This is a genomic window from Dactylosporangium sp. NBC_01737, from assembly GCF_035963215.1.
Taxonomy (GTDB): domain Bacteria; phylum Actinomycetota; class Actinomycetes; order Mycobacteriales; family Micromonosporaceae; genus Dactylosporangium.
Genome location: NZ_CP109153.1, coordinates 6350944 through 6376390 on the forward strand (window position 1 = coordinate 6350944; position 25447 = coordinate 6376390).

Here is a 25447-nt window from a genome sequence, read left to right on the forward strand (position 1 = left end):
AGTCGCTCAACGAGGGTTATTTAAGCACTCGCTCAAGCTCCCGGGAAGTGGTGAACGTGAGACCGCCGTCACCGCCGACGTCGATGGTCACCGTTTCGCCGGGGCGCAGCGTGTCGAGCAGGATCCGTTCCGACAGCGGGTCCTCGACCTCGCGCTGCACGGTGCGCCGCAGCGGCCGGGCGCCGAGCACCCGGTCGTGGCCGTGCTCCGCGAGGTGCCGCCGGGCCCGCGGCGTCACCACCAGGCCGATGTCGCGCACGGCGAGCCGCGCCGCCACGTCGAGCACCAGGCGGTCGACGATCCCGCCGACCTCGTCGGGGCCGAGCTGGTGGAACACGATGGTGTCGTCGATCCGGTTCAGGAACTCCGGCCGGAAATGCCGCTTGAGCTCGTCGTCGACCTTCTGCCGCATCCGTTCGTACACCGGGACCGCCGAGGACTGGAAGCCCGCCTGCAGCTGCAGGTCGCGGGTGCCCAGGTTGGTCGTGAGGATGAGCACCGTGTGCTTGAAGTCGACGACGCGGCCCTGCCCGTCCGTGAGCCGCCCGTCCTCAAGGATCTGCAGCAGCGTGTTGAACACGTCCGGGTGCGCCTTCTCCACCTCGTCGAACAGCACCACCGAGAACGGCCGGCGGCGCACCCGCTCGGTCAGCTGGCCGCCGTCGTCGTAGCCGACGTAGCCGGGCGGCGCGCCGACCAGCCGCGACACGGTCGCCCGGTCGTGGAACTCCGACATGTCCAGCTGGATCAGCGCGTCGGAGGTGCCGAACAGGAACCCCGCCAGGGCCTTCGCGAGGGACGACTTCCCGACGCCGGACGGGCCGGCGAAGATGAACGACCCGGCCGGCCGTCTCGGGTCCTTCAATCCGGCGCGGGTACGGCGGATCGCCCGGGACACCGCCGCGACCGCCAGGTCCTGCCCGACCAGGTCCTCGTGCAGCGTCTGCTCCATCCGCAGCAGCCGGGCGCTCTCCTGCTCCGTGAGGCGCTGCACGGGGATGCCGGTCCAGCCGGACAGCACCGCGGCGATCTCGTCCTCGCCGACCTCGGCCACGCCGAGCGCGCCGGCCTCGTCGAGCAGGTCGATCGCCTTGTCCGGCAGGTGCCGGTCCGCGATGTACCGGTCGGACAGCAGCGCCGCGGCCCGCAGCGACGCGTCGGTGTAGGTGACGCCGTGATGCTGCGCGTAGCGCTCCCGCAGCCCGTGCAGGATCAGCACGGTCTCCTCGGCGGTCGGCTCCGGCACCGCGACCGGCATGAACCGGCGGTCCAGGGCGCCGTCCTTGCTGATGAACCGGCGGTACTCCTCGTCGGTCGTCGCCCCGATCGTGCGCAGTTCGCCACGCGCCAGCAACGGCTTGAGCAGCGACGCCGCGTCGATGGCGCCCTCGGCGGCACCCGCACCGACCAGGTTGTGGATCTCATCGATGAACAGGATGATGTCGCCGCGCCCGCGGACCTCCTTGGTGACCTTCTTCAGCCGCTCCTCAAAATCGCCCCGGTACCGCGAGCCGGCCACGAGCGCGCCCAGGTCCAGGGTGTACAGCTGCTTGCCCTGGAGCGACGCGGGCACGTCACCGGCGACGATGCGCTGCGCGAGCCCCTCGACCACGGCGGTCTTGCCGACGCCGGGCGCACCGGTCAGCACCGGGCTGTTCTTGCGGCGCCGGGACAGCACGCGGATGATCCGCTCCACCTCGGCGGACCGGCCGATCACCGGGTCGAGCAGCCCTTCGCGGGCGGCGGCGGTCAGGTTCACCCCGAACTGGTCGAGGACCGTCGAGGACTCCGGCGCGGCCTTGGTGCCGCTCGCGGGTGCCGACGGGTGACCGGACAGCAGCTGGATCACCTGCGCCCGCAGCCGGTTGAGGTCGGCGCCGAGGCGGATCAGCACCTGCGCCGCGACGCCCTCACCCTCGCGGACCAGGCCGAGCAGCACGTGCTCGGTGCCGATGTAGTTGTGGCCGAGCTGCAGCGCCTCCCGCAGCGCCAGCTCCAGGACCTTCTTGGCCCGCGGCGTGAACGGGATGTGCCCGCCCGGCGCCTGCGAGCCCTGGCCGATGACCTCTTCGACCTGCCGCCGCACGTCGTCGAGGGACACGCCGAGCGCCGCGACGCTCTGCGCGGCCACGCCGTCGCTCTCCTGCATGAGCCCCAGCAGCAGGTGCTCGGTGCCGATGTAGTTGTGGTTGAGGATCCGGGCTTCCTCCTGGGCCAGCACGACGGCGCGTTTGGCCCGGTCGGTGAACCGCTCGAACATGACGATCACGCCTCTCGGCGGGGCCCCACGCACCCAGCATCCGCACGGAATCGTCGGATGCGCTGAGTCGGAGCCTCTTGGCCGCCGGCGGAGGCGTGGGCTCCGTCGGTCCGCGGCACGGGCAGGCGCGCTGCCACCATCACCATAGCGCCTGCGCGCTCAGACCTGCAGTGTGGCGGCGTCGGACTCCTGCCCCCGCAGCACCACGAGCTCCTCGGGGCGCATCGCCTGCATCCGGCCGGTCACGTCGTCGCGCACGTCATAGCGTACCGGCGGCCCTGACGGACCCCAGTGCGCGCCGATGATCGTGCCCTGTGCGAGCGAACCGGCCGCGCGGACCCGCGTGCCCGGCGCGTGCCCGTCGTCGGCGACGACCAGCAGCGCGTCCAGGATCTGACCCGCGCCGTCCCAGGGGGCGCGCAGCACGTACGGATCCCCGTCCGCCCCCTCGACCGGCATCGTGAACCTCCGGCACACCAGCGTCAGCCGGTCCGCGTCGTGCCGCACCGCCGGGCTGTCGTCGTCCTGCCCGCCGCGCAGCGCGTCCTCGACCCGCCCCCAGAGCCCGGCGACGCCCCCGGCCAGCACGAGGCGCGCGGCCCGGTCCAGGTCGGCGCACTCCATGTCGACCGCGGTCTCCTCGCCGAGCTCCGCCGTCCAGGCAAGGTCCAGCCCCGCCGGCACGAGACCGGGCGCCTCCCGCACGACCACCAGGTATAGCATCGCGAGAAGATCCTCGAGCCCGTCCCCGGCGTAGCACGGCCCCGCGTGACCCTCACCGGCCGGGAACCGCTCCACCAGGTGCGCGGCCCGCCCACCGGCCAGCCGCGCCGCCCGCCGGGTGTCGCCGAGCTTCACGTGTGCGGGGCGCCGCTCGCGTGCTTCGAGGGTCCATCTGCCGGGCACACCGGCCGGATACACGGTCCTGCCGAGACTCGCCAGGCTCTCACCCGGCCCGACCCCGGCGAGCTGCCGCGCCGCGACCGAATACGCGACCCCGGCCCGCGCGGCGTGCGCCCTGATCGCTCTGCGCCGCTTCCGGTCCCGCCGCGCGCCGCCGCCGGCGGGCTCCTGGGTGTCCTCTGCTTCTGCCATCACGAGACCTCCGGCGTCGACCCACGCCCGCACCGATCGGACGGCGGATCTCCCGCCGGGCAGCCTGCACCGCCGCGCTGAGTCAGAGCCTCTTGGCCTCGGGTCACGACCGGCGTGGGCGGCCGTGTCGGGGCGCGGGCAGGCGCACTGCCCACCCTGACGATACCGCCGCCGCCCCCTGCGGTCCCGCCCCGTTCTGTTCGCCGTCAGCGCACAACCCGGTGGATCGTTGCAACCCGGTGGATTACTGGTCCGCTGATCCCTGCGATCCACCGGGTCACGAGGATCCACCGGGTAGTTTGCAGCGGGGGCCGCAGCGGGTGGGGTGGGCGCGCCAACCGGCGCGCAGGAGGAGCACGGCGACTGCGGCGGCGCTGTCGCACGGGCGGCGGTGCACGTCCGCCCAGCCGAAGCGCAGCGTCACCCGGCCACGCATCGCGCCGGCCTGGTCGCGGCGCTGGTCGCGGCCGGAATCTTCGTGCGCCGCCCGGCCGTCGAGCTCGACGACCAGGCCGAACGGCTCATACTCGACGTCGCTGTACGTCGTCGCGCGCTGCTGCCGCCTGCGTTGCCGGGTGCCGGTGGGCAGCCCGTGCGGTCGTTCGACGTCGCGCAGGTAGCGCAGTTCGAGCACCGAATGGCAGCCGGCCGCCACGTCGGCGACGGCGGCGGTCAGCGCGTCGCGCCAGTGCAGCCGGCGGCGGGCCGCGAACGCTGTGCGGAGCCGCTCAGGGGTCGTCAACCGCCGGGCGCAGGCCTGCGCGATCCAGCCAACGGCCGTGTCGACGTCCTTCGCGGTCTGGGTCAGGTCGACGACGGTGTCCTCCGCGCCGGTACGAGCGGGCTCCCTCGACGGCGCGGCGACCGGGCTGCGGTGCCGTCGGTGCAGCCAGACGCCGGCGACCGCCTTGACGTGCTGCTGCGACGGGACGCTGACGTGGATCGGCGACTCCGGACGGTCGATCAGGCCGATGAGCTCCGCGGCGGTCTGATGGGTCAGCACGGCGGCCGGGCCGGCGGCCAGCAGCGCGGCCCACAGTACGGCGGGCCGCGGCGGCTCGCCCGAGAAGGTGTAGTACACCCCGGCGGACGCCCTCTGCCACCGGCCCGAGCGCAGCCGGAAGCGGATCTGATCATCGGTCAGGCCGCTGGCGAGCGCCTGCCGGCGGGTGAGGACGCCGGCCTGTTCGTCGCTGTGCACCGTCTGAGAATGGGACCGTCCCGGCCGGTATGCCAGTACGAACTCGTGCCTGTGGATAACCGGACGTCAGAGGGTGATGAGGGACCGGACCGCCAGGGCGGAGCCGACGAGGAGGACGAGGGCGGCGGTGCCGGTGGGCGCGAGCCTGGTCAGGCGGCCGGTGATGCGCAGCCTGGCCGGCCACTTGTCGCGGATCTTGATGAGCAGCAGGCCGGCGGCGGTGAGGGTGGCGGCCATGCCGAAGCCGTACGCGAGGACGAGCAGGACACCGAACCACGTCCTGCCGAGCGCGACGGCGCCGAGCAGCACGATCAGGGCCGACGGGCTCGGCACCAGGCCACCGGCGATGCCCATGCCGACCACGGCGAGCCGGCTCGGCCGCCCCACCCCGTGCCCGTGCCCGTGGTCATGGTCGCCGTGTTCGTGGGGATGCGGGTGGTCGCCGTGGTCGTGGTCGTGGTCGTGGGAGTGAGTGTGATCGCCGTGATCGTGCGGCCCGTGGGAGTGGGCGTTGTGTGGGCCGGCGTCGTGGGAGTGTGCTGCCGGGCCGGGGGGGTCGGTGTCATGCGAGTGAGCTACCGGGGCGTGGTTGTCCGGCGTGTGATCGTGCGGCGCGTGGTCGTGGTCGTGGGAGTCGTGGTCGTGCGGCGTGTGGTCGTGGGCGTGGTCGAGCGAGTCGTGGTCGTGGTCGTGCGGGGCATGGGAGTGGGTGGTTGGGCCGTGGGAGTGGGTGTGGCCCAGCGGGCCGTGGGTGTGGGTGTGCGGGCCGTGGGTGTGGCCGTGGGCGGCGCCGCGGCGGCGGGACAGCAGCATGCTCACGCCGATCGCCGCCACCAGCACCCCGCTCGTCACCCCGAGCCAGCCGAGCACCGTCTCGCCGGCCAGGCCGGCGGCGGTGGTCAGCAGCAGGCCCAGCAGCAGCACGCCGCCGGTGTGGGTGAGGGTGACGGTGGCGCCGACGGTGAGGGCGTCGCGGGGGCGGCCCTGCCGGCCGGCGAGGTACGCGGCCATGACCGTCTTGCCGTGCCCCGGCAGTGCGGCGTGCGCGGCGCCGAGGACCAGGGCGAGCGCGACCGCGAGCAGCCCCACCCACGGTGTCAGCTCGCGCTGCGCGACCCAGCCGCGCAGCGTCAGCTCCGCCTCGCCCGCCCAGCCGGGCAGGACCGACGCGGGCAGGGCCACCGGCGGGCGCGGGGACGGGGAGACGAGCGCGCCGGTGCTGCCGCCCGGTGCGAGGCGCAGCGTCGCGGTCCGCACCGACGGCGGCGAGCTGAGCAGGTCGTCAGGGTAGGTCCGCAGGCCGTCGCTGCGGGACACGGTCGGCAGCGGCGAGTCGACGATGTGCATGCCGGACGCGGTGGCGGTGAGCTCCCGCCAGCCGACCCGGTCGGCGTCGAAGTCGTTGACGACGTCCACAGTGGACTCGCCGGACAGGTCGGCGGGAGCGGACAGGTCGCATTCGAGGCGGCTGGTCCGCAGGCCGGCCGCGCCCGGCGAGTAGGTGAACAAGGCCCGGTCGACCGTCCAGCTGAGCGGGCGACCGCCGGCGGTGACCCGGAAGGCGGGCGCCACCGCCGTACACGACGGCTCGGACTGCAACGTCGGCAGCTCGGCGAGGTCCGCCACGTAGGCGACCGTCACCCGGTCGGGGTGGAAGGTCAGCGCGCCCAGCTGGTTGACGGAGAAGTTGCCCAGCGGGTGCGCGTGGGCGCTGCCGGGCCACAGGAGCAGCCCGGCCGCGACGGCGCAGAGCAGGACCAGCAGACGGCGCATCAGGACTCCAGAGCGGTGAGGGTGCGCACCGCGATCGGCGCGTCCGTGGGCGAGAAGCGAGGGTTGAGGGCGAGGGCGAGGCGCAGCTGCAGGCGCGCGGTCTCCTTGTCGCCGGCCGCGTCGGCGACCATGCCGTAGTGGTACGCGAGGGTCGCGTCGACCTGGCCGAGCGCGTTGGCGTGGCGGGCGAACGGCAGCGCCGCGGCCGGGTCGCCGGCGGAGAACAGCGTCCAGGCGACCATGTCGGCGACCTCGCCGAACTGGCGGCGGTCCCATTCGGCGATCGCGAGCCGGGCGGCCGCGGCGGCGTCGCCGGCGGCGAGGGCGAGGGCCGCCGCGCCGAGGTCGTCGGTGCCGCCGTTGGCGGTGAAGAGGGCGTGCGCGGCGCGGGCGAGGTCCAGCGCGGGCGCGGGGTCCTTGCCGGCGACCCGCAGCAGGCGGGCCTGGTCGAGCAGCGCGTCCACGGTCGGGGTCCGCGCCACGACCTTGTCCAGGTCGGCGAGCGCGGCGGTCAGGTCGCCGGCGGCGGTGTCGAGCTTGGCCTTCACCTGCCAGAGGCCGACGGTGCCGGCGTCGGCGGCCAGGCCGAGCGACACGTGCCGGGAGGCGGTGGCCAGGTCACCCGTGGCCCATGCCAGGCCGGCGAGGTGCTGGTGGCAGAACGCGATGTCGGCGGGTTCGGTGGCGCTGGCCAGGGCCTGCTGCATGAGCGCGACGGCCTCGGTGCGCTTGCCGTGTTGTTCGAGGTCGTACGACCCGCGCGTGTACGAGCCGAGCCCGGGGCGCAGGTCCAGCATCCGCTGCACGGCGGCGGTGGCGGCGTCGGGGTGGCCGAGCTGGGTCTCGGCGTCGGCGAGGACGCCGTACGCGGTGTCGGACCAGGCGTTGACGGCGAGGGCCTGCTCCGCGAGGGTCTTGGCGGCGGCGAAGTCGTGCCGGGCGTTGGCGAGGGCGCCGAGGCCGGCGAGGGCCGCGGCGTTGCCGTCGGGGCGGACCTCGAGGGACCTGCGCAGCGCGCCCTCGGCCTTCGGGTAGTACGCCGGGTCGGCGAGCACCCGGGACTGCTCCAGGTACGCCTCGCCGAGCGCCGCCCACGCCGTCCAGTCGCCGGGGACCTTCTTCAGCCGCTCCTGCTGCGCGGTGATCGTCACGGCCAGGCGGCTGGTCCCCTGTGGACGGTCGGACGCGGCGGGAGCGGAGGCGGGTGCACCGCCCGAAGGGCGACCGGCCAGCGCGCCGAGGCCGAACAGCAGTGCGGCAGCCAGTACCACACCCAGAACGATGCGGACCCGCATGACTCCTCCTCCCAAGGGGGTGGGGCGCGTCCACCGTGGACGCGCCCCCGGTCGTGAGATCAGGGCTGGATCATGCCGCGGCGCCGCCGCCACCAGCCGACGAAGAGCAGGGTGCCGAGCCCGGCCGCGATGGCCGAGGTGCTGACCGCGACGGCCGTCATGCCCATGCCGGACTCGAACGCCGACGGCGTCGTGTCAGGCTGTGCCGCCTCGGCGGACGCCGACGGGTTGCCCGCCGCGCCGCCGGCCGCGCCACCCGCACCGGTGCCGCCGCCCTTGTTGACCGACTCGCTGTTCGGCAGGGCCACGTACGGGAAGGAGCCGCTGAAGGCGTTGTCGTTCGCGTCGACCTTGTCGCCTGCGGCGAGCGCGTCGACGAGCTTGCCGGTCTGCGCCGCACCCTCGACGGCCTGCACCGAGATGTCGACGACGTCGTCGGTGAGCCGTCGGCCGTTCGGGAAGCCCTGCAGGTCGCCGGCGAGGACACCGAGCCGGTTCGGCTGCGCGGTGACCGGCACGCCCAGGTTGAGCCGCAGCATCTCCGACGGCCGGAAGTTGGCCGCGACGACGTCGGCGTTGTTCAGCTGGGAGTTGAGGTCCGCCTTGATCGGCCCGTTCGCCTTGGTCGTGATGCCGGTCAGGAAGATCTCGACCAGGTCGTTGCGTGGTGTGGCGGGCGCGGGCACCTTGTAGATGCCCTCGATGAGCTTCGGCAGCTCCGGGTCGGTGACCCGGGCGACGACGGCGGGGATGCCGGCGTCCTTGTCGGGGCTGATCGAGTTGAACGCGTCCTTCAGCGAGGCCGGCACGACGACCTCGTTGACGAGCGGGTTGCCCAGCCGGGACACCTGGACCTTCTCGCCCGTGACGGGACCGGCCTGGCCGGTGACGCGGGTCTTCGCGCGTTCGGTCGTGGTCCAGATGCCGATGACCGGGTTGCGCTTCGCGTCGCCCTTGAGGGCAACGTCGGAGAACGGCACCTGCAGCGCGATCGTGTTGACGTTGTAGCCGGCGAGGGTGTCCTGGCCGACCTCGCTCAGGTCACCGCCGTAGAGCAGGTCGAAGACCCGCAGGTCGAGGTAGAAGGGGTCGTCGGCCTGGCCGGCGTAGACGTTCCAGCCGCCCGGGAGCCGCTTGTTGGCGTCGTTGCGCAGCTTCGCGTAGTCGGGCATCGTGGCCTTGCCGACCCGCGACGGGGCGACCGGCGCGCCGGTGACCCTGGTCTTGAAGGGCTCACCGTGGAACGACGACTCCAGGGTGTAGGTCTGACGGAAGAGCAGGTTCTCGTCGTCGAGCGAGGTGACCGGGCCGTTGGCGTACAGGAACGTGTCGCCGCCGCGGCGGTCGATGTTCTGGAACGTCCAGCGGAACACCGCGTCGGCCTTCGCGTCGCCGTCGCTGTCGACGTTGATGTTGTAGACGGCGTCGGTGGCGAAGGGGTAGAAGTTCGGGCCGCCGCTCGGCTCCTCGAACGGCTGCCAGTTGGCGATGAACGTGACATAGCCGGCCCGTTCGGGGCTGACGAACGCGTAGAGGTCGGTGTTGTCGACCGCCGGGTCGGCGGCGATGAGCGGCGCCTCCCGGTGGCTCGAGGCCGACGAGGTGCCGGGCCCGAGGCCGGCGAACGCCACACCGGCCGCCACGAGTGTGGCGGCGGCGGCACGCCACCGGCGACCTGCCCGGGTTGGAGTGGTCATCTGCGTGGTCCTCCCGCGTCTGGAGCGGTCCTGTGGTGGACCGCTGCACGAGAGGACTTCGCGTTCGGCTGGGCGGAGGATGGGTCGGTGTCGGTTAGCTGTCAGCGACCAATCCGCTCCTGCGTCAGCTCCGAAGAGCACGCACCCCGACGCCGCCGTAGCCGTGGGAGACCTGTGCCTCGCCGTCGTCGGGGCGCCAGTCGCCGAGCCACACCAGGCCGGGTTCGAGCAGGTCGTAGCCGTCGAACAGGGCCGCGATGCCGGCCTTCGTGCGGGGCACGATCGGGGCGCTGGACTGCCGGTACACCTGCTGGCCCGCCGCGGCGGGCGCGGCGGGGACACCGTCGAGGGTCAGGTGGGACACGACGAGGTGGCTGCCGGGTGCGGTCGCGTCCCGCAGCTGGGCGATGAGGTCGCCGGGGTGCGCCTCGTCGGGCACGAAGTGCAGGATCGACACCATCAGCACCGCGACCGGCTCGGTGAAGTCGAGGTGCCCGGCGACGTCGGGGTTGGCCAGCAGCGCCTCCGGATCCCGCAGGTCCGCGCACGCCACCGACACCCGGTCCAGGCCGTCCACAAGGGACCGGGCCTGGGCGACCGCGACGGGGTCGTTGTCGACGTAGACGACCTTGCCGCCGGTGATCTCGTGCACGTTGCCCTGCGTCGGCAGACCGGTGCCGATGTCCAGGAACTGCCGGACGCCGGCGTCGGCCAGGTGCCGCACCGCCCGCTGCAGGAACCGCCGGTTGGTCCTCGCCGCCGCGGGCGTGTCGGGGAAGATCGCCAGGATCTTCTCCGCCGCCTCCCGGTCGACCGCGAAGTTGTGATACCCGCCGAGGTAGTAGTCGTACATGCGGGCCACGTTGGGAACACTGGAGTCGACGTCGCCGAGACCGGTCATCCACCCACCCTAATGGGGTAGGTTGCGGACCGTGCTGGACGGACTCGACGACATCGACTGGGCCTCGCTGGAGCACGCGTACGGCCCGGCGACCGACGTGCCGGGTCACGTGCGCGGCCTGCTGGCCGGGTCGCCGGAGGAGCGCCGCCGCGCGCTGAGCGGGCTGTACGGCGGCATCTGCCACCAGGGCACCCGCTACGAGGCGAGCGCGCCCGCGGTGCCGTTCCTGCTGGAGGTGCTCCAGGACCCGGCGACCCCGGACCGCGCGGCGATCATGGGGCTGGTCTCGGCGATCGCGGTCGGGCAGCACGAGGCGTGGCTGCCCGGCGGCTTCCCGGTCGCCGAGCTGCGCGCGGCCGCGACCGGCGGTGCGCAGCTGCTCCAGGCCGCGCCGCCGCCGGCCGAGGACGACGAGGACGAGGACGACGAGGACTTCGAGGACGGGGATTTCGAGGGCGGCAGCCGCCTCGACTACTGGGAGAGCCTCGACGAGGCGCAGCAGCAGGCGTTCGCCGCGTACGTCGACGTCGCCGCCTACGACGCGGTCGGCGCCGGCCAGCCGGTGCTGCGGGAGCTGCTCGCCGACGGCGACGCGGCCGTGCGGGCCGGCGCGGCGTTCACCCTCGGCTGGTTCGGCGAGGACGCGTCCGCCAACGTCGCCGCCCTGACCGGCGCCGTCGGGGATCCGTCCCGGTCCGTGGCGGCGACCGCGCTCGTCGCCCTCGGCCTGCTCGGCACCGCCATGCCGGCCGCGCTGCAGGACCCGAAGGCGGAGATCCGCTGGGGTACGGCGATCGCGCTGGCCCGGCTGCACGGTGCCGGCACCCCCGCCGACGCCGTGGCGGAGCTGCTGGGCTGGGCCGGCGGGGCGAGCACCGCCCGGGCCGGCATCCCGTTCCTCGGCGGCGACCTCGCCGGGTACGCGGCGCTGTCCCTGCCCGGCCTCGGCGACGCGTACGCCGCGGCGGCCCTCGACGCGCTGCTGGCCCGGCTCGGGTCCGTCACCGGCGTGGAGACCCTGCCGGTCCTCGGCACCGCGCTGCGGGTCGTCTTCCCGGACGGTCCGCGGCCCGCCGGCGCCCCGCTGGACGCGGCTCAGCGCCGGCTCGCCGCCGCGCTCGCCGGTGCGCCCGCCGCATGGCAGTTCGACGGGCGCAGGTTCGGCAACGTGACCGGGCTGGTGCGGGCATATGGCCTGCCCGGGGACCCTGACGAGCTGCGCGTGCTGGCAGGCTGAGGCGCACCCGTCCGCGCGGGTCGACTGTTGTCACCCGGCAATTTGTTGTACGGTGGGGAAGTCGTCACCACAGGCGGCCCGCCCATGTTGCGTCAGCAGCGTGACCAGGTGGGTCACCGGCCGGGCCCGTCCAGACAGCGGCGGTCCACCCGGGGTGTGACGTTCTCGGTCTTACCGCCGGCGCTCAAGACACGGGCGCTGTGAGCGATCTTCTGACCGGTCCTGCGCCTCGTGCGCCCTGTTTCCAGGATGCCCGCTCGTCGTAGCTCCAAACGACGTCCTTATCCGGACGGACCGGTCATGCACCGAAAGGCTGACCCTGCCGTGAGCACTGACCTGTACACCGACGCCACCCTCATCGGGACCACCGACAGCATCAGCGTCACCGCCGCGCCGGCGCCCGAGGCGCACAGCGCCCCCGCCGGTCCGGCCGCCGGGACGCACCGCACCCGGGAGACCGACGCGCAGGCCAAGGCGCTGCTGTCCCTGCTCGGCGACCTGCCCGCCGGCGCCGACCGCGACCGCGTCCGGGCCCGGCTCATCGAGCTGTACATCCCCCTGGCCGAGTATCTCGCCCGGCGCTTCCGCAACCGCGGCGAGCAGTTCGACGACCTCGTCCAGGTCGCCAACCTCGGCCTGATCAAGTCCGTCGACGGGTTCGACCCGTCCCGCGGCGCCGCGTTCACCAGCTACGCCATCCCGATGATCGTCGGGGAGCTCAAGCGGCACTTCCGCGACAAGGGCTGGGACGTGCGCGTGCCCCGCCGCCTGCAGGAACTCCGCCTCGAGATCTCCAAGATCTCCGGTGACCTCGCCCAGGACCTGGGCCGCTCCCCGACCGTCGCCGACCTCGCCGCCCGCCTCGGCGTCAGCGAGGAGGAGGTCATCGAGGGCCTCGACTGCGGCCAGGCGTACCGGGCACTCTCGCTGGACGCGCCCGTCGGCGAGGCCGGCGACGGCGGCGCCACCGGCCTCGGTGACCTGCTCGGCGGCGAGGACCCCGACATGGCCAACGTGGAGAACCGTGAGGCGCTGCGCCCGATCCTGGCCAAGCTGCCCGAGCGCGAGCAGAAGATCATCGCGATGCGGTTCCACGGCAACCTGACCCAGTCGCAGATCGCCGCGCAGCTCGGCATCTCCCAGATGCACGTGTCCCGGCTCCTGGCCGGCGCCCTGAAGACGCTGCGCGCGTCGCTGACCAGGGACTGACAGGGACTGACCGCTGCACGGCCGGCCGGCCCGGGTGTCCGGGCCGGCCGGCCAGTCTTCCAGGCCGGCCGGCCGTCCGTCTCAACCCCGGAAACGTGGCGCGGGCAGTCCCCGGGCGTCCGGGTCGAGCAGCAGCAGGTGCCCCGAGCGCGGCGCCTCCGCACCCCGGCCCCGGCGGGCGCTGGTCACCGCGAGCAGGCTCAGGTCCGGCCCCACGAACGCGCACCGGGTCGGGCGGGGCACCGGCACCTCGACGACCCGGTCGACCAGGCCGTCGGGGGAGTAGCGCACGATCCGCCCTCCGTCCCACTTGCAGTTCCACACGTAGCCGTCCGCGTCGACGGTCACCCCGTCGGGGAACCACGCCTCGTCCTCGTCGGAGGCGAACGGCCGCCCGCCGCCGACGGCTCCCGTCGCCGGGTCGAACTCGTAGGCGGTGATACTGCTGCGGGCCGAGTCGACGTGGTACATCGTGCGCCCGTCGGGGCTCCACGCCGGTCCGTTGGACACGATGACGCCGCCGAACGCCTTCGTGACGCTCAGGTGCTCGTCGAAACGGTAGAACGCGCCGGTCGCGCCGGTCTCCGCGACGTCCATCGTGCCGAACCAGAACCGCCCGGCGGGGTCGACGGCGCCGTCGTTGCACCGGTTGCCGGGAAGCTCCGTCTCGACCTCCGCGACGACCTCGACCAGGCCCGTGTCGGCGTCGATGAACGCGACGGCGTGCCGCAGCGCCGCGACCAGGCCGCCGCCCTCCCGCAGCCCGACGCTGCCGGCCGTGGCCGGCAGGTGCAGCGTCGCGACCTCACGGGTCGCCCAGTCCAGCGTGAACAGCAGGTCCTGGTCGATGTCGACCCAGTGCAGGCGGCCCTTGACGTCGTCCCACAGGGTGCCCTCGCCCAGCTCGCAGGCGAAGTCATGCAACGTCTCAAGCATCGGCGCGCTCCCTGCCGTAGGTGAAGAGGATGGCGAGGATCACCAGGCCGTAGATGACGTTGCGACCGTACTCCGGCACGCGTTCGGCCTGCAGGAGGGTCACGATCGCGACCAGGGTGACGGAGCCGGCGACGACCCCGACGTAGTGGCCGCGGCCGCCGAGGATGGACACGCCACCGACGACGACCGCCGCGATCGACTCGAACAGGTACGGGTCGCCCAGCCCCAGCGACGGCTGCCCGCCGTAGGCGACCAGGGTGATTCCGGCCAGTGCCGCGAACACGCCGCTGAGCACGTACAACGCGATCGTGACCCCGCGCACGCCGACCCCGGCCAGGAACGCGGCGCGCGGGTTGTTGCCCACCGCGTAGACCCGGCGGCCGAACGTCGTCAGCGTCAGCAGCACCGTCACGAACAACGCTACCCCCGCCCACAGCAGTAATTCCGCTGGTACCCCCCACAATCGCCCGACGACGAGCCGGCGCAGTGGTTCGGGGGCGTACGACGCGCATGAGCCGCAGGTGAGCCCCTTGGACAGGCCGAGGGACAAGCCTTGCAGGACACCGTTCATCCCGAGGGTCATGACGACGGCGGGCACGCCCAGCCAGGCGACGCCGAGCCCGTTGGCCAGGCCGACGGCGGCGCCGGTGCCGAGCGCGAGCACGACCGCCAGGGGCAGCCGGTCGGCCTGCCCGAGGCTGCTGGTGGTGAGCACGATCGCGGCGCCGTTGAGCACCCACGGCATCGACAGGTCGATGCCGCCGACGAGGACGACGAGCATCTGCCCGGCGCCGACGAACCCGATGAAGCTGGCCAGGACCAGCATCGTGCGCAGGCTCGTCCACGACCCGAACCCGGGATGGATGACGGCGCCGGCGACGAGGACGGTGGCCGCGGCGGCGAACGCGTAGTACACCCGCCGGTGCGGCCCGGCCAGGATCGTCTGTCTCATGTCCGCCTCCAGCGCACCAGGCTGCTCAGGCTGCCCAGCAGGACCGCGACGACCAGGAACAGGCCCTGGAACAGCGACTGGTACAGCGGGTCGATGCCGGCGAAGAACAGCACGTCGATGACCAGGGTCAGCGCGAACGCCCCGGCGACCGCGCCCAGGGCGGAGCCGCGCCCGCCGGCGAACGCGATGCCGCCGACGACGACCGCGGCGATCGACGTGAGGATGAACGAGTCGCCGGCGTTGGGGTCCCCGGACGTCGTCGTCGACACGTAGAACACCGCCGCGAGCCCGCTGCACAGGCCGGACAGGGCGTACACGCCGACCTTCACCCACACTGTCGGCACGCCCACGGCGCGGGCCGCGGTCTCGTCGCTGCCGACGGCGTAGACGCGCATGCCGAACCGGGTGCGGCGCAGCACCAGCCAGCCGGCGACCGCGGCCCCGAGCCAGATCAGCGCCGTGGGCACGTCCGGGTCGGTGAGCACCGAGCGCACCGCGGGGGAGATCTCCCCGCCCGGTACCGGCAGCACCTTCAACGCCAGTCCACTGTAGACGGACAGGGTGGCGAGGGTGGTGAGGATCGGCGCGATGCGGCCCTTGGCGACGATGAGCCCGTTGACGGCGCCGCAGGCGGCCCCGGCGCCGACGGCGGCCAGCATCCAGCCGGCGGTGACGGCCGCGCCGCCGGTCGACCCGGCGGCGACGATCGCGACGCCGAGGCCGACCATCCCGCCGACGGACAGGTCGATGCCGCCGGTGAGCACGACCAGGCTCTGCCCGATCGCCACGAACACCAGTGGCAGCGAGGTGTTGAGCAGCGACAGGTAGTCGAACGGCGTCGGCAGGTGCCCGAGGCTCGTGGTGTACACGACGAGATATGCCAGGGCGGTCGCCGCGAGCACCGCGTAGCCGAGGGTGGCGGCCCTGAACTCAGACATGCTGGTGCTCCCGCATCGCGGCCGCGACGATCAGCTCGGCGTCGCCGACGGGCCCCGGCAGCTCCGCCGCGACCCGGCCCTCGCGCATGACGAGGACGCGGTGGCACAGGTGCGCGATCTCCTCGGTCTCGCTGGAGTACAGCAGGACCGCCCGCCCCTGCGCGGCGAGGTCGGCGACCAGGGCGTAGAAGTCGTGTTTCGTGGCGGCGTCCACGCCCCTGGTCACGTCGAACAGCAGCAGCACCTCCGCGCCGCTGAGCAGCCAGCGACCCATCAGCACCTTCTGCTGGTTGCCGCCGGACAGGGTGGCGACGGGGTGCCCGATGCTCGCGGTGCGCACCGCGAGCCGGTCCACGATGTCGCGCACCGCCCGGTGCTCGGCGGCCCGCCGGACGAACCCGGCGACGGACCGCCGCTCCAGGGTCGCCAGGGCCAGGTTGTCCCGCACCGACATCGGCAGCAGCAGCCCTTCGGCCTTGCGGTCCTCCGGGACGTAGGCGATGCCGATCCCGGCCCGGATCGCGTCCTTCGGCCGGCGGATCACGCGGGTCACGCCGCCGACGGTGACGGTCGCCGCCTTCTGCCCGGCGCCGAACAGGGCCAGGAACAGCTCGCGCTGCCCCTGCCCGGCCAGCCCGCCGATGCCCAGGATCTCGCCGCGGTGCAGCCGGATCCCGACCCCGCCGACCTGCCCTTCGAGGGCGACGTCGGTCCGCGGCGGGGTGAGCGGCGGATAGGTGGCCTCCAGGGTCCGGCCGCTCATCAGGGTCACCGCCTCGGACTCGGTGAGCCGTTCCCGGGTGGTGACGTGGGTGCCGTTGCGGAACACAGTCACCCGGTCGGCGAGGGTCTCGATCTCGCGCCACCGGTGCGAGGTGAACACCACGCAGCATCCCTCGGCCCGCAGCCGCCGCATGTGCGCGGCCAGCCACGCCACCTGCTGCTCCTGCAGCGCCGCGGTCGGCTCGTCCAGGATCAGCACCTCCGGCCGGGTGGCGAGGACCCGCACCAGTTCCACGACCTGCCGGTGCGCCACCGACAGGTCCCGGGTCACGGTGCGCGGGTCGAGGTCGTCGATGCCGTGCTCGTGCAGGACCTCCTGCGCCACGGGTACCAACCGGCGCCGCACGACCAGGCCGAGCCTCCCCCTGGGCGGGTCGTGCAGCAGCAGGTTCTCCGCGATCGTGAGGTCCGGCAGCAGCGACAGCTCCTGGAACGCGGTCGCCAGCCGCCCGCTGACGCGGACGCTGCCACGGTCGGGCCTGATGAGGCCGCACAGGACCTTGATCATCGTGCTCTTGCCGGCGCCGTTCTCGCCGGCCAGGGCGTGGATCTCGCTGGGACGCGCCGCGAACGACGCGCCCCGCAGAGCCCGCACCCCGCCGAAGGAGCGGTCGACTCCTTCGGCGTGCACGGCGTGCGTGTCCATCATCCGAGCTTCACCGCGAGCGTCTTGCCCGGGCACGGCGTGCCGTCGGTCGCGGCCTCCTGGCACAGCACGACGGTCGCGTTCGGCCCCGAGTCGGTGAAGTCGGCGAAGAAGCTGTCCGGCAGGTCCGGGAACACGGTCTCGCCGACCTTCACGGTCTCCGAGGTGACCATCGGGAACGGGATCGTGACGCTGCTCTTCGGGTGCTCACCCTTGATCACGGCCCGGGTCAGCTCCAGGGAGATCACCGACAGGAACGGCGGCTGCCCGATCGACATGCCGTTCACCTTCGGGGTCAGCACCCCGGCGAGGTACTTGCGGAAGCCGTTCTCCGCCTCGCCGCCGACGACCGGGACCGGCCGGTTCGCCTCCAGGAACGCCTTGATCACGCCGTCGGTGCCACCGGACACCCACACCCCGTCGACCTTCGACAGGCTCGGCAGCTGCGCCGCGGTCTGCCGCTGCGCGGTCGCGGAGTCCCACATCCCGCTGTACGTGGCGACGACCTTGATGCCCGGGTTGGCGTCGAACACCTTCTTCGCGCCGGCGTTGCGGTCGTTGTCGGCGCCGGTGCCGGCCACGCCGGTGACCATGACGACGTTGCCCTGGCCCTTGAGCTGGTCGACGATGAACTGCGCGAGCTGCTCGCCGAACTTGATCTGGTCGGTGTTGACGGTCAGCACGCATTTGTTGTCGACGGTGTTGTCGAACGACACGACCACGATGTTGCGGTCGCAGGCCTGCTGGACGACGCCGTTCAGGCCGCTGGTCGACGCGGCGTTGATGACGATGCCGTCGACGCCCTGGGCGATCAGGTTGGAGATCTGGCGGCTCTGGGTGGCGACGTCGTTGCCGGCGTTGAACACGCTGCAGTCGACCTGGTCCTTGTACGGCGGCATCGCGCACGCCGCCTTGAACACGTTCTCCATCTCGACCCGCCACCCGTTGCCGATGAACGAGTTGGACAGGGCGATCTTCAGCTTTCCCTTGCCCTCCTTGGGGCTGTCGGCCTCGGTGCTGCACGCAGCTGCCGTCGGCACCAGGAGCGCGAGGGCCAGAAGTGCTGTCACGGAACGCGGTAGAATCATGGTTGCTCCACCTTCGACGATCGGCGGCGGACGGCAATCCGCTGCCGGTTGTTTGTGCTGCATTGGCGTGCGGCAGGGCGGCCAGAGCCGTTTCGCTCTGGCCGTTTCCTCTTGTTCGGGCGCGCCCGTATCAGCGCTGTTTTTCTTCTTCCGGGCGCGTTTGTCTCAGCGCCGCGATTCTTGTTTCGGGCGCGCTTGTCTCAGCGTTGCGCCGTATCGGCGCTGCGCTCTTCTCGGGTGTGCGCCGGCCGGACGACGGGTTGGGAAGGCCGGCCGGCGGGTCGGCGGCCGCCTGGAACGGCGGCGGTGGGGTGTCAGCCGCCGGGAAGCCGGCGGCGGGTGTCAGCGGACTGGGAGCGGAAACCTGGTGGCGTCACGGAGCACGGCGGCGGCCGCACCCACGACGACGACCACGTCGATACCGATCTCACCGGCGACGACATCGGGGACGGCCTCCCCGGCGTGGATCGCGCGGCGCATCATCGACTGGCGCAGCGGCTCGATGAGGATGTCACCGGCCGGCGCGAGACTGCCCCCGAGCACGATCAGCTCGGGGTCGAGCAGGTTGTACATGTTGGCCATGGCGACCCCGATGTGCCGGCCCGCGTCGGCGAGGACGCGGCGGCACCCGGCGTCACCCTCGTGCGCGAGGGCGATCACCTCGCCGATCGACGGCCGGCGCCCATGGCTCTGCCACAGCTGATCGGTGATGGCGTCCGGGTTGGCCAGGGTGTTCAGGCATCCCCGGCCGCCGCACGCGCACACCAGGCCGTCCTCGTTGATGGTGGTGTGGCCGATCTCGCCGGCCGTGCCGTTGGCGCCGACGTAGAGGCGTCCGTCCATGACGAAGCCCGCGCCGATGCCGGTGGCGGTGTAGATGTAGGCGTAGTCCCGCAGCCCCCGCGCGGCGCCCCAGGTCATCTCGGCCAGGGCGGCGAGGTTGGCGTCGTTGCCGGCGTGCACCGGCAACCCCAGGACGTGCTCGGCGAGCAGCCTCGGGTCCAGGCCCACCCACGGTTTGAGGGTGCACGCGCGGCCGGTCAGCCCGGTCCGCCGCTGGATCGGCCCCGGCATGGCGACGCCGACCCCGATCACCTCGTCCCGGCGGAACCCGGTCTGCTCCAGCAGCCCGTCGATCAGCCGGTCGACCAGCAGGAGGGTGTCCTCGGGTGAGGTCTGCTCGTCGACCTGGACCGCCTCGTGCCGCAGCAGCTCCTGCGCCACGTCACAGACCGCGATCCGCACGATGCCGTTGCCGATCTCGACACCGATGGCGGCGCCGAGCCCGCCCTTGAGCCCGATCAGCGTCGGCGGCCGGCCCGCCTTCGCCGCACCGTTGCGGGCGGCACCGTTGCCGGCGGGCCGCGGTCCGTCGCCGCCGATCTCGGCGACCGCGCCGGCCTCGATCAGCTCCCCGACGACGCTGGCGACCGTCGAGCGCGACAACCCGATCTCGGCGAGGGCGGCCCGGCTCATCGCACCGTGCTGCCGCAGCGCGTGGATCACACGGCTGCGGTTCGCGCTGCGTTGTGCGGATCCCGAGTCGAGCGGCGACATGACTTGAGTATTCGCATTCCTCATGGTCCAGTCAATAGACACAACGGTAGAGCGCTTCCCCGACCACAGTTCTGACTGTTTCAGTCAAAATAGACGCGCTGGAGTGATGATGGAACTGCACCCGGCAATGACCGCCATGAATCACTGGATCATGGGCGCGGCCACCGGCGACTGGACCCGGCTCATCGCCATGCTCGACCCCGCCGTCACATTCCACGTCCCGGTGGACGGTTTCGCCGGGGTACGCCACGGCGCCGCCGACGCGGTCCGCTTCTTCGACTGGCTGACCGCCACCGTCCGCGCCGACCTGGTGGTCCACGCGACCCTGACGGGGGAGTCCGGCACCGCCTTCGAGGTCCGGGTCACCGGCGCCATGGCCGGCGAGCCCTTCACCCAGCGCCTGTGCCTGGTCTTCGAGACCCGCGACGGTCTCGTGACCGGCTTCCGCGAATACCTCGCCTGGCCCGGCGGCCTGCGCTGAGCGCTCGCCCGCGGGCGACTTCGATCTGTGAGGGGTTGTGTCAATCGGTGACTGGATCGGGGAGTACCGCGCTCCAGGCGGCGATCTTCACTTCGCCGCCTGATCGAAGGACGCCTGTGGTCGCCGGGGTGACCACTGCTGTCCTTTGATCACGTTTGCAAGATTGCCCGTCGGCGCCGAACCGTGGCCGCCGGCAAGAAAGCTTCCGTGCGCGCCCCACCACCTCGCCGCCGCGCCGTGATCGACGCCGCGTGGTGGTCGTCCGCGCGGCCGTGGGGCGACTTCGATCTGTGAGAGGTTATGTCCGGCGGGGTGGCGTCTCCGCATCGCGGAGAAGTCGGGGCTATCGGTGACTGGACCGGGGAGTGCCACGCTCCAGGCGGCGATCTTCACTTCGCCGCTTGATCGAAGGATGCCTGTGGTCGTCGGGGTGGCCACTGCTGTCCTTTGATCACGTTCGCAAGATCGTTCGCCGGGCGCCGAACCGCGGCCACCGGCAGGAAACCTCCCGTGCGCGGGCCGCCTCCCCGCCACCTCGCGGCCGCGCCGTGATCAACGGCGCGGGGCAGGGCGGCGTTGAAGGTGCGGTCGCCGTTGCGGTTGAGGCGGTGGCGTCTGGCGGGGCCGGAGTTGGCTTCGGGGGCGGGCTGGTCCCGGCGAACGCGGCTTCGCTGCGGACGCGGCTGTGGTGGGAGCCGTGATGGGCCGGGCGGCGCACCCCGAGCGGCGCCCGGGCGGCGCGATGCCACGTAGCGACCCCGGCGACGCCCCCGTCGGGCGATGCCAACTAGCGACCCCGGCGGGGCGATGCCGAGCGGTGGCCCGGTGGCGGGGCGATGCCGAGCGGCGGTCGGGGGCGCGATGCCAAGCGGCGACCCCGGCGGGGCGATGCCAAGTGGCGACCCCGTGGGGCGATGCCGAGCGGTGGACCGGTGGCGGGCAGGGCATGGGCCTGCCGCCGAACGCCCGGTGCGTCGGCTGGCTGCCGCACCACGTGCTGCTGCTGAGCGCGAGGGGGCCCGCGCCGGTGCGGTGACGGCCGAACGGCCGCATCTCACTCACACGGGTGCCCCGCCCGCAGGGTCCGCATCGGGGCGGCTCCCCACCCGTTAGCCTCGGACGAGGGGGTGGGCGAAATGGGTAAATCGCCGGAATTGAAGTGGGTCCTGCGACCGGACCGGAACGGCGTGCACCACGCCGAGCTGGCCCCGCACGACGGCAAGGAGATCTACGCGTTCGGCGACACCGACGTCAACGGCCGCGTCGAGATCACGCTGATGGACGGCACGCGCGTCCGCGCGCGGCGGGGCGAGCTGATCCCCTGCTGAACCGTGCCGGCCGGGGCGCGGCGGGCGCCGCGCCCCAGCGGCCACGCCGCCGTGCTCCGCCGGGCGTGCCGCGGTGCGCCGCCGCCGCACGCGGGCGGGGTCAGCGGTGGAAGACCTGCCGGTAGGTGGTGGGCGTGACGCTGGTCTGCCGGGCGAAGTGGGCGCGCAGGTTGGCCGGGGTGCCGAGCCCGGTCCGGTGCGCGATGCGTTCGATCGAGTCGTCGGTGGTCTCCAGCAGTTCCTGCGCCAGCCGTACCCGCTGACCGAGCAGCCACTGCAACGGGCTGGTGCCGACCGACTCGCGGAAGCGGCGGGCGAACGTGCGCGGGCTCAGCCTGGCCTGCCGGGCCAGGTCGGCGACCGTGAGCGGCTGGTCGAGGCGGGTCCTGGCCCAGTCGAGGGCGACGCCGAGCGTGTCCGGGGTGCGGGGGCGCTGCGGCGGATGGGCGAACTGGGACTGGCCGCCGTCGCGGTGCGGCGGCACGACCATGCGGCGGGCGACCTCGTTGGCGACGGCGGCGCCGTGGTCGAGGCGGACCAGGTGCAGGCACAGGTCGATCGCGGCGCCGGTGCCGGCCGAGGTGAAGATGGTGCCGTCGCAGGTGTAGAGCACGTCGGGGTCGAAGGTCACCGCCGGGAAGCGCTGGGTGAAGTCGAAGGCGTTCATCCAGTGGGTGGTGGCGCGGCGCCCGTCGAGCAGGCCCGCGGCGGCGAGCACGTACGCGCCGGTGCAGATCGCCACGATCCGGCGGCCCCGCTCGTACGCCTCGCGCACCACGTCGACCAGCGCGGCCGGCGGTGCCACCTGGGTGGCGCGGGCGAACGCGGGCACGATCAGCGTGTCGGCGTCCAGTAGCGCGTCCAGGGGGTGGGGCGCGGTGATCGTCATGCCGGAGCGGGAGGGCAGCACGCCGGGGGTGACGGCGGCGAAGCGCAGCTCGTACCAGGGGTCGGCGAGGTCGCTGCGGTCGATGCCGAACACCTCGCACGGCACGGCGAGCTCGAAGACCGGCATGTCCTCGGTGGCGGCGACGCCGACGATGTGACGCGGGCTCATGGCTCGAATCTTACCCAACATGGCATTCCTGCCACTCGCCCGTGGCGGCGGGACCGTGTCGAATGAACGGCATGTTGAACGTGCCGCAAGGGGCGGCCCTCTCGATCGGTGCGGTCCTCGGCACCGGGGTCATCGCGCTGCCGGCCCTCGCCGCGCAGACCGCCGGGCCCGCGTCGCTCGTGGCCTGGGGTGCCCTGATCGCGCTGTCGGTGCCCCTGGCCGCGACGTTCGCGGCGCTCGGCGCCAGGTTCCCCGACTCGGGCGGCGTCGCCACGTACGCGCGCAAGGCCTTCGGGGAGCGGGCCGCCGCGGTCGTCGGCTGGTGCTTCTACCTGGCGGTGCCGGTCGGCGCGCCCGCGGCGGCGCTGTTCGCCGGGGCGTACGTGGCGGCCGCGCTCGGCGGCGGCACCCGCACGGAGCTGCTGACCGCCGCCGGGCTGATGCTCGCGGTGACGGCCGGCAACCTCGGGGGCGTGCGGGTGTCCGGCCGGCTGCAGCTCGGGCTGGCGCTGCTGCTGGTCACGCTGCTGCTGACGGCCACCGTGACCGCGCTGCCGCACGCCGATGCGCACCACCTGCGACCGTTCGCGCCGCACGGCTGGTGGGCGGTCGGGTCGGCGGCGGCGCTGCTGGTGTGGGGGTTCGCCGGGTGGGAGGCGGTCACGTCGCTCGCCGCCGACTTCCGCCGGCCCGAGCGGGACCTGCCCCGCGCCACGGCGATCGCGCTGGTCGTCGTCGGGGTGCTGTACTTCGGCATCGCCGCGGCCAGCATCCTTGTGCTCGGCCCGGCGCCGGGCGACGCGCCCCTGGCCGAACTGCTCGCCCGCGGCGTCGGTGGGCAGGTCAAGGTCCTCACCGCCGGTGCCGCGGTCCTGCTCACGCTCGGCACGATGAACGCCTACTACGCCGGCGCGGCCAAGCTCGGCGCCGCCCTCGGCCGCGACGCGGCGCTGCCCGCGTGGTTCGGGCGGGGCAGCGGCGCCGGTGAGGTGCCCCGGCGCAGCCTCGCCGTCGTCGCGGGGCTGGGCGGGGTGTCGCTGCTGCTCGCCACGCTCACCGGCACCGGCACCCGCCCGCTCGTGCTGCTCACCAGCGGTGCGTTCGTCCTCGTGTACGTCCTGGGCACCGCCGCCGCGCTGCGCCTGCTGTCGCGCCGCACGCCGGTCTGGTGGTGCGCCGCGGTCTCCTTCGCCGCGTCGCTCGGGCTGCTGGTGCTCAGCGGCTGGTACGTGCTGGGCACCGCCGCCGTCGCGGGCTGCGCACTGGCCTACCAGAAATTCGTGGGAAAAAAGTTCGCCCGGCCTGTCGATCCGGCAGACGTCCCGATTGACGTAGGAGTGTAAGAGGACGTCTGCCCTTGAAGGAGCCCACGATGGCCCAGTACCTGATCCTGATCTACGAGAACGAGGCCGACTACGAGAGCGCGGACCAGTCCGTGTTCCAAGAGGTGATGGACGCGCACAACCGCTTCTCGGAGCAGGTCGGCGAGAAGCTGCTCGGCGGCAACGCCCTGCAGCCCACCCAGACCGCCACCACGATCCGCGGCGACGTCGTCACCGACGGCCCGTTCGTGGAGACGAAGGAGGTCCTCGGCGGCTACTACCTCATCGAGGCCAAGGACCTCGACGAGGCCCTCGCGATCGGCAAGCTCTGCCCGGCCCGGTTCGGCGGCGTCGAGGTCCGCCCCGTGATGGTGTTCGAGTAGTCGCCTTGGAGCCTGCCGCCGTCCGTGAGGCGGTCGCCGACGCGCACCGTCGCGAGTGGGCCAGGGTGCTCGCCGCGACGGTGCGCGTCGCGCGCGACCTCGACCTCGCCGAGGAGTGCGTGCAGGACGCGTACGTCGCCGCCATGGACGCATGGCTGCGACAGGGCGTGCCGGCCAACCCCGGCGCGTGGCTGACGGTCGCCGCCCAGCGCCGCGCGCTCAACGCCCACAAACGGGCCGCGACGCTGCGTTCGAAGCTGCCGCTGCTCGTCGTGCCCGACGCCGAGGAGCCCGAGGAGCCCGACGAGATCCCCGACGACCGGCTCCGGCTGGTCTTCACCTGCTGCCACCCGGCCCTGGCGCGGGAGGCGCAGCTGGCCATCACGCTGCGGCTGGTCTGCGGCCTGACCACCGCCGAGATCGCGCACGCATTCCTGGTCAGCGAGCCGACGATGGCGGCCCGGGTCACCCGGGCGAAGAAGAAGATCGCGGCGGCGGCCATCCCGTACCGGGTGCCGCCCCTGGAGGACCTCCCGGACCGGCTCGACGCGGTGCTCACCGTCGTGCACCTGGTCTTCACCACCGGTCACGCCGCCCCGACCGGCCCCGACCTGCTGCGCCCCGACCTCGTCGAACGGGCGATCGACCTGGCGCGGATCCTGTGCGAGCTCATGCCCGACGAGCGCGAGGCCCAGGGCCTGCTCGCCCTCATGCTGCTGCACGACGCCCGCCGCGCCACCCGCGTCGGCGCCGACGGCCGGCTGCTCCTGCTCGAGGAGCAGGACCGCACCCGCTGGGACGCCACCCAGATCGCCGAGGGCCTGCGCCTGGTGCGCGGCTGCCTGCGCGGCGGCCGCCCGGGCCGCTTCGCCCTGCAGTCCGCGATCGCCGCCGTCCACACCGAGGCACCCACCTACGCCGACACCGACTGGCGGCAGCTGCGCGGCCTGTACGACCTGCTCCTGCTCGCCTGGCCGTCACCGGTCGTCGCGCTGAACCGCGCGGTCGTCGTCGCGATGTCCGACGGCCCCGCGGCGGCGCTGCCGCTGCTGGACGCCCTCGCCGAGGACCCCCGCCTGGCCGCCTACCACTACCTGCCGGCCGCCCGCGCCGACCTGCTGCGCCGCCTGGACCGCGACACGGAGGCCGAAGTGGCGTACCGGACGGCGATCGCCCTGTGCGACAACGCCGTCGAACGCAGCTTCCTCGAATCCCGCCTGCACGAGCTGGGCCGGCCCTGACGTCGGGGCATGGGCGACACGAACGGGCCGGTCCCCTCCCACAAGAGGACCGGCCCGCCCGTCGGTG

The 25447-nt window shown here is 73.2% G+C and carries 22 protein-coding genes; 8 read left to right on the top strand and 14 right to left on the bottom strand.

What is annotated here, in order from left to right:
- Positions 1 to 16 precede the first annotated feature (16 nt).
- From OHA72_RS28660 to OHA72_RS28690, 7 genes are all read right to left on the bottom strand, one after another.
- Complete coding sequence (locus OHA72_RS28660; protein WP_327011684.1) at positions 17 to 2260, bottom strand: ATP-dependent Clp protease ATP-binding subunit; 2244 nt, start codon at positions 2258 to 2260, stop codon at positions 17 to 19.
- A 159-nt stretch (positions 2261 to 2419) separates the two neighbouring features.
- A complete protein-coding gene (locus tag OHA72_RS28665) occupies positions 2420 to 3355 on the bottom strand; it encodes a hypothetical protein (RefSeq protein ID WP_327010889.1) in 936 nt (311 codons plus the stop codon).
- A 277-nt stretch (positions 3356 to 3632) separates the two neighbouring features.
- Entirely contained in the window at positions 3633 to 4556 is a 924-nt protein-coding gene (locus OHA72_RS28670; protein ID WP_327010890.1) for a putative endonuclease domain-containing protein, read from the bottom strand.
- 66 nt (positions 4557 to 4622) lie between these two features.
- Positions 4623 to 6329, bottom strand: a complete 1707-nt coding sequence (locus OHA72_RS28675; RefSeq protein ID WP_327010891.1) for a hypothetical protein — start codon at positions 6327 to 6329, stop codon at positions 4623 to 4625.
- The gene (locus OHA72_RS28680) at positions 6329 to 7624 is read right to left on the bottom strand and encodes a tetratricopeptide repeat protein (RefSeq protein WP_327010892.1); all 1296 of its coding nucleotides are present in this window, start codon (positions 7622 to 7624) and stop codon (positions 6329 to 6331) included. Before OHA72_RS28680 ends, OHA72_RS28675 begins: the two co-directional genes overlap by 1 nt.
- A 59-nt stretch (positions 7625 to 7683) precedes the next feature.
- Positions 7684 to 9321, bottom strand: a complete 1638-nt coding sequence (locus tag OHA72_RS28685; protein WP_327010893.1) for a DUF4331 domain-containing protein — start codon at positions 9319 to 9321, stop codon at positions 7684 to 7686.
- Between the two features lie 124 nt (positions 9322 to 9445).
- A complete protein-coding gene (locus tag OHA72_RS28690) occupies positions 9446 to 10222 on the bottom strand; it encodes an SAM-dependent methyltransferase (protein ID WP_327010894.1) in 777 nt (258 codons plus the stop codon).
- A 31-nt stretch (positions 10223 to 10253) separates the two neighbouring features.
- On the opposite strand from OHA72_RS28690, the gene OHA72_RS28695 reads away from it, so the two are divergent.
- Positions 10254 to 11459, top strand: coding sequence for a HEAT repeat domain-containing protein (locus tag OHA72_RS28695; RefSeq protein WP_327010895.1), 1206 nt, complete (start codon positions 10254 to 10256; stop codon positions 11457 to 11459).
- Positions 11460 to 11834: 375 nt separating this feature from the next.
- Positions 11835 to 12668, top strand: a complete 834-nt coding sequence (locus tag OHA72_RS28700; RefSeq protein ID WP_442788749.1) for an RNA polymerase sigma factor SigF — start codon at positions 11835 to 11837, stop codon at positions 12666 to 12668.
- Positions 12669 to 12749: 81 nt separating this feature from the next.
- Here the strand turns inward: OHA72_RS28700 and OHA72_RS28705 are convergent, their stop codons facing one another.
- The 6 genes from OHA72_RS28705 to OHA72_RS28730 form a co-directional block, all read right to left on the bottom strand.
- Positions 12750 to 13604, bottom strand: a complete 855-nt coding sequence (locus OHA72_RS28705) for an SMP-30/gluconolactonase/LRE family protein (RefSeq protein ID WP_327010896.1) — start codon at positions 13602 to 13604, stop codon at positions 12750 to 12752.
- Positions 13597 to 14556: an ABC transporter permease gene (locus OHA72_RS28710; protein ID WP_327010897.1), complete on the bottom strand. Its 960-nt coding sequence runs from the start codon at positions 14554 to 14556 to the stop codon at positions 13597 to 13599. Before OHA72_RS28710 ends, OHA72_RS28705 begins: the two co-directional genes overlap by 8 nt.
- Positions 14553 to 15494 carry an ABC transporter permease gene (locus OHA72_RS28715; RefSeq protein WP_327010898.1) on the bottom strand — a complete coding sequence of 314 codons (942 nt, stop codon included), beginning with the start codon at positions 15492 to 15494 and terminating at the stop codon, positions 14553 to 14555. The genes OHA72_RS28710 and OHA72_RS28715 overlap by 4 nt, the downstream gene beginning before the upstream one ends.
- Positions 15487 to 16926, bottom strand: a complete 1440-nt coding sequence (locus tag OHA72_RS28720; RefSeq protein ID WP_327010899.1) for a sugar ABC transporter ATP-binding protein — start codon at positions 16924 to 16926, stop codon at positions 15487 to 15489. The genes OHA72_RS28715 and OHA72_RS28720 overlap by 8 nt, the downstream gene beginning before the upstream one ends.
- On the bottom strand, positions 16923 to 17993 hold the full coding sequence (locus OHA72_RS28725; RefSeq protein WP_327010900.1) for a sugar ABC transporter substrate-binding protein: 1071 nt from the start codon (positions 17991 to 17993) through the stop codon (positions 16923 to 16925). Before OHA72_RS28725 ends, OHA72_RS28720 begins: the two co-directional genes overlap by 4 nt.
- A 360-nt stretch (positions 17994 to 18353) precedes the next feature.
- Positions 18354 to 19568, bottom strand: a complete 1215-nt coding sequence (locus OHA72_RS28730; protein WP_327010901.1) for an ROK family transcriptional regulator — start codon at positions 19566 to 19568, stop codon at positions 18354 to 18356.
- Positions 19569 to 19704: 136 nt separating this feature from the next.
- Here OHA72_RS28730 and OHA72_RS28735 point away from each other — a divergent pair, with 136 nt between their 5' ends.
- The 3 genes from OHA72_RS28735 (at position 19705) to OHA72_RS28745 (ending at position 21377) form a co-directional block, all read left to right on the top strand.
- Positions 19705 to 20049, top strand: a complete 345-nt coding sequence (locus OHA72_RS28735) for a nuclear transport factor 2 family protein (RefSeq protein WP_327010902.1) — start codon at positions 19705 to 19707, stop codon at positions 20047 to 20049.
- Positions 20050 to 20944: 895 nt separating this feature from the next.
- On the top strand, positions 20945 to 21085 hold the full coding sequence (locus tag OHA72_RS28740; RefSeq protein ID WP_327010903.1) for a hypothetical protein: 141 nt from the start codon (positions 20945 to 20947) through the stop codon (positions 21083 to 21085).
- A 100-nt stretch (positions 21086 to 21185) separates the two neighbouring features.
- Positions 21186 to 21377 carry an SH3 domain-containing protein gene (locus OHA72_RS28745; protein ID WP_327010904.1) on the top strand — a complete coding sequence of 64 codons (192 nt, stop codon included), beginning with the start codon at positions 21186 to 21188 and terminating at the stop codon, positions 21375 to 21377.
- 100 nt (positions 21378 to 21477) lie between these two features.
- Here the strand turns inward: OHA72_RS28745 and OHA72_RS28750 are convergent, their stop codons facing one another.
- Complete coding sequence (locus OHA72_RS28750; RefSeq protein WP_327010905.1) at positions 21478 to 22434, bottom strand: GlxA family transcriptional regulator; 957 nt, start codon at positions 22432 to 22434, stop codon at positions 21478 to 21480.
- 62 nt (positions 22435 to 22496) lie between these two features.
- Here OHA72_RS28750 and OHA72_RS28755 point away from each other — a divergent pair, with 62 nt between their 5' ends.
- From OHA72_RS28755 to OHA72_RS28765, 3 genes are all read left to right on the top strand, one after another.
- Positions 22497 to 23777 carry an APC family permease gene (locus OHA72_RS28755; protein WP_327010906.1) on the top strand — a complete coding sequence of 427 codons (1281 nt, stop codon included), beginning with the start codon at positions 22497 to 22499 and terminating at the stop codon, positions 23775 to 23777.
- Between the two features lie 29 nt (positions 23778 to 23806).
- Complete coding sequence (locus OHA72_RS28760; RefSeq protein ID WP_327010907.1) at positions 23807 to 24139, top strand: YciI family protein; 333 nt, start codon at positions 23807 to 23809, stop codon at positions 24137 to 24139.
- A 65-nt stretch (positions 24140 to 24204) separates the two neighbouring features.
- Positions 24205 to 25380: an RNA polymerase sigma factor gene (locus OHA72_RS28765; protein WP_327011686.1), complete on the top strand. Its 1176-nt coding sequence runs from the start codon at positions 24205 to 24207 to the stop codon at positions 25378 to 25380.
- The last annotated feature ends 67 nt before the right edge of the window (positions 25381 to 25447 follow it).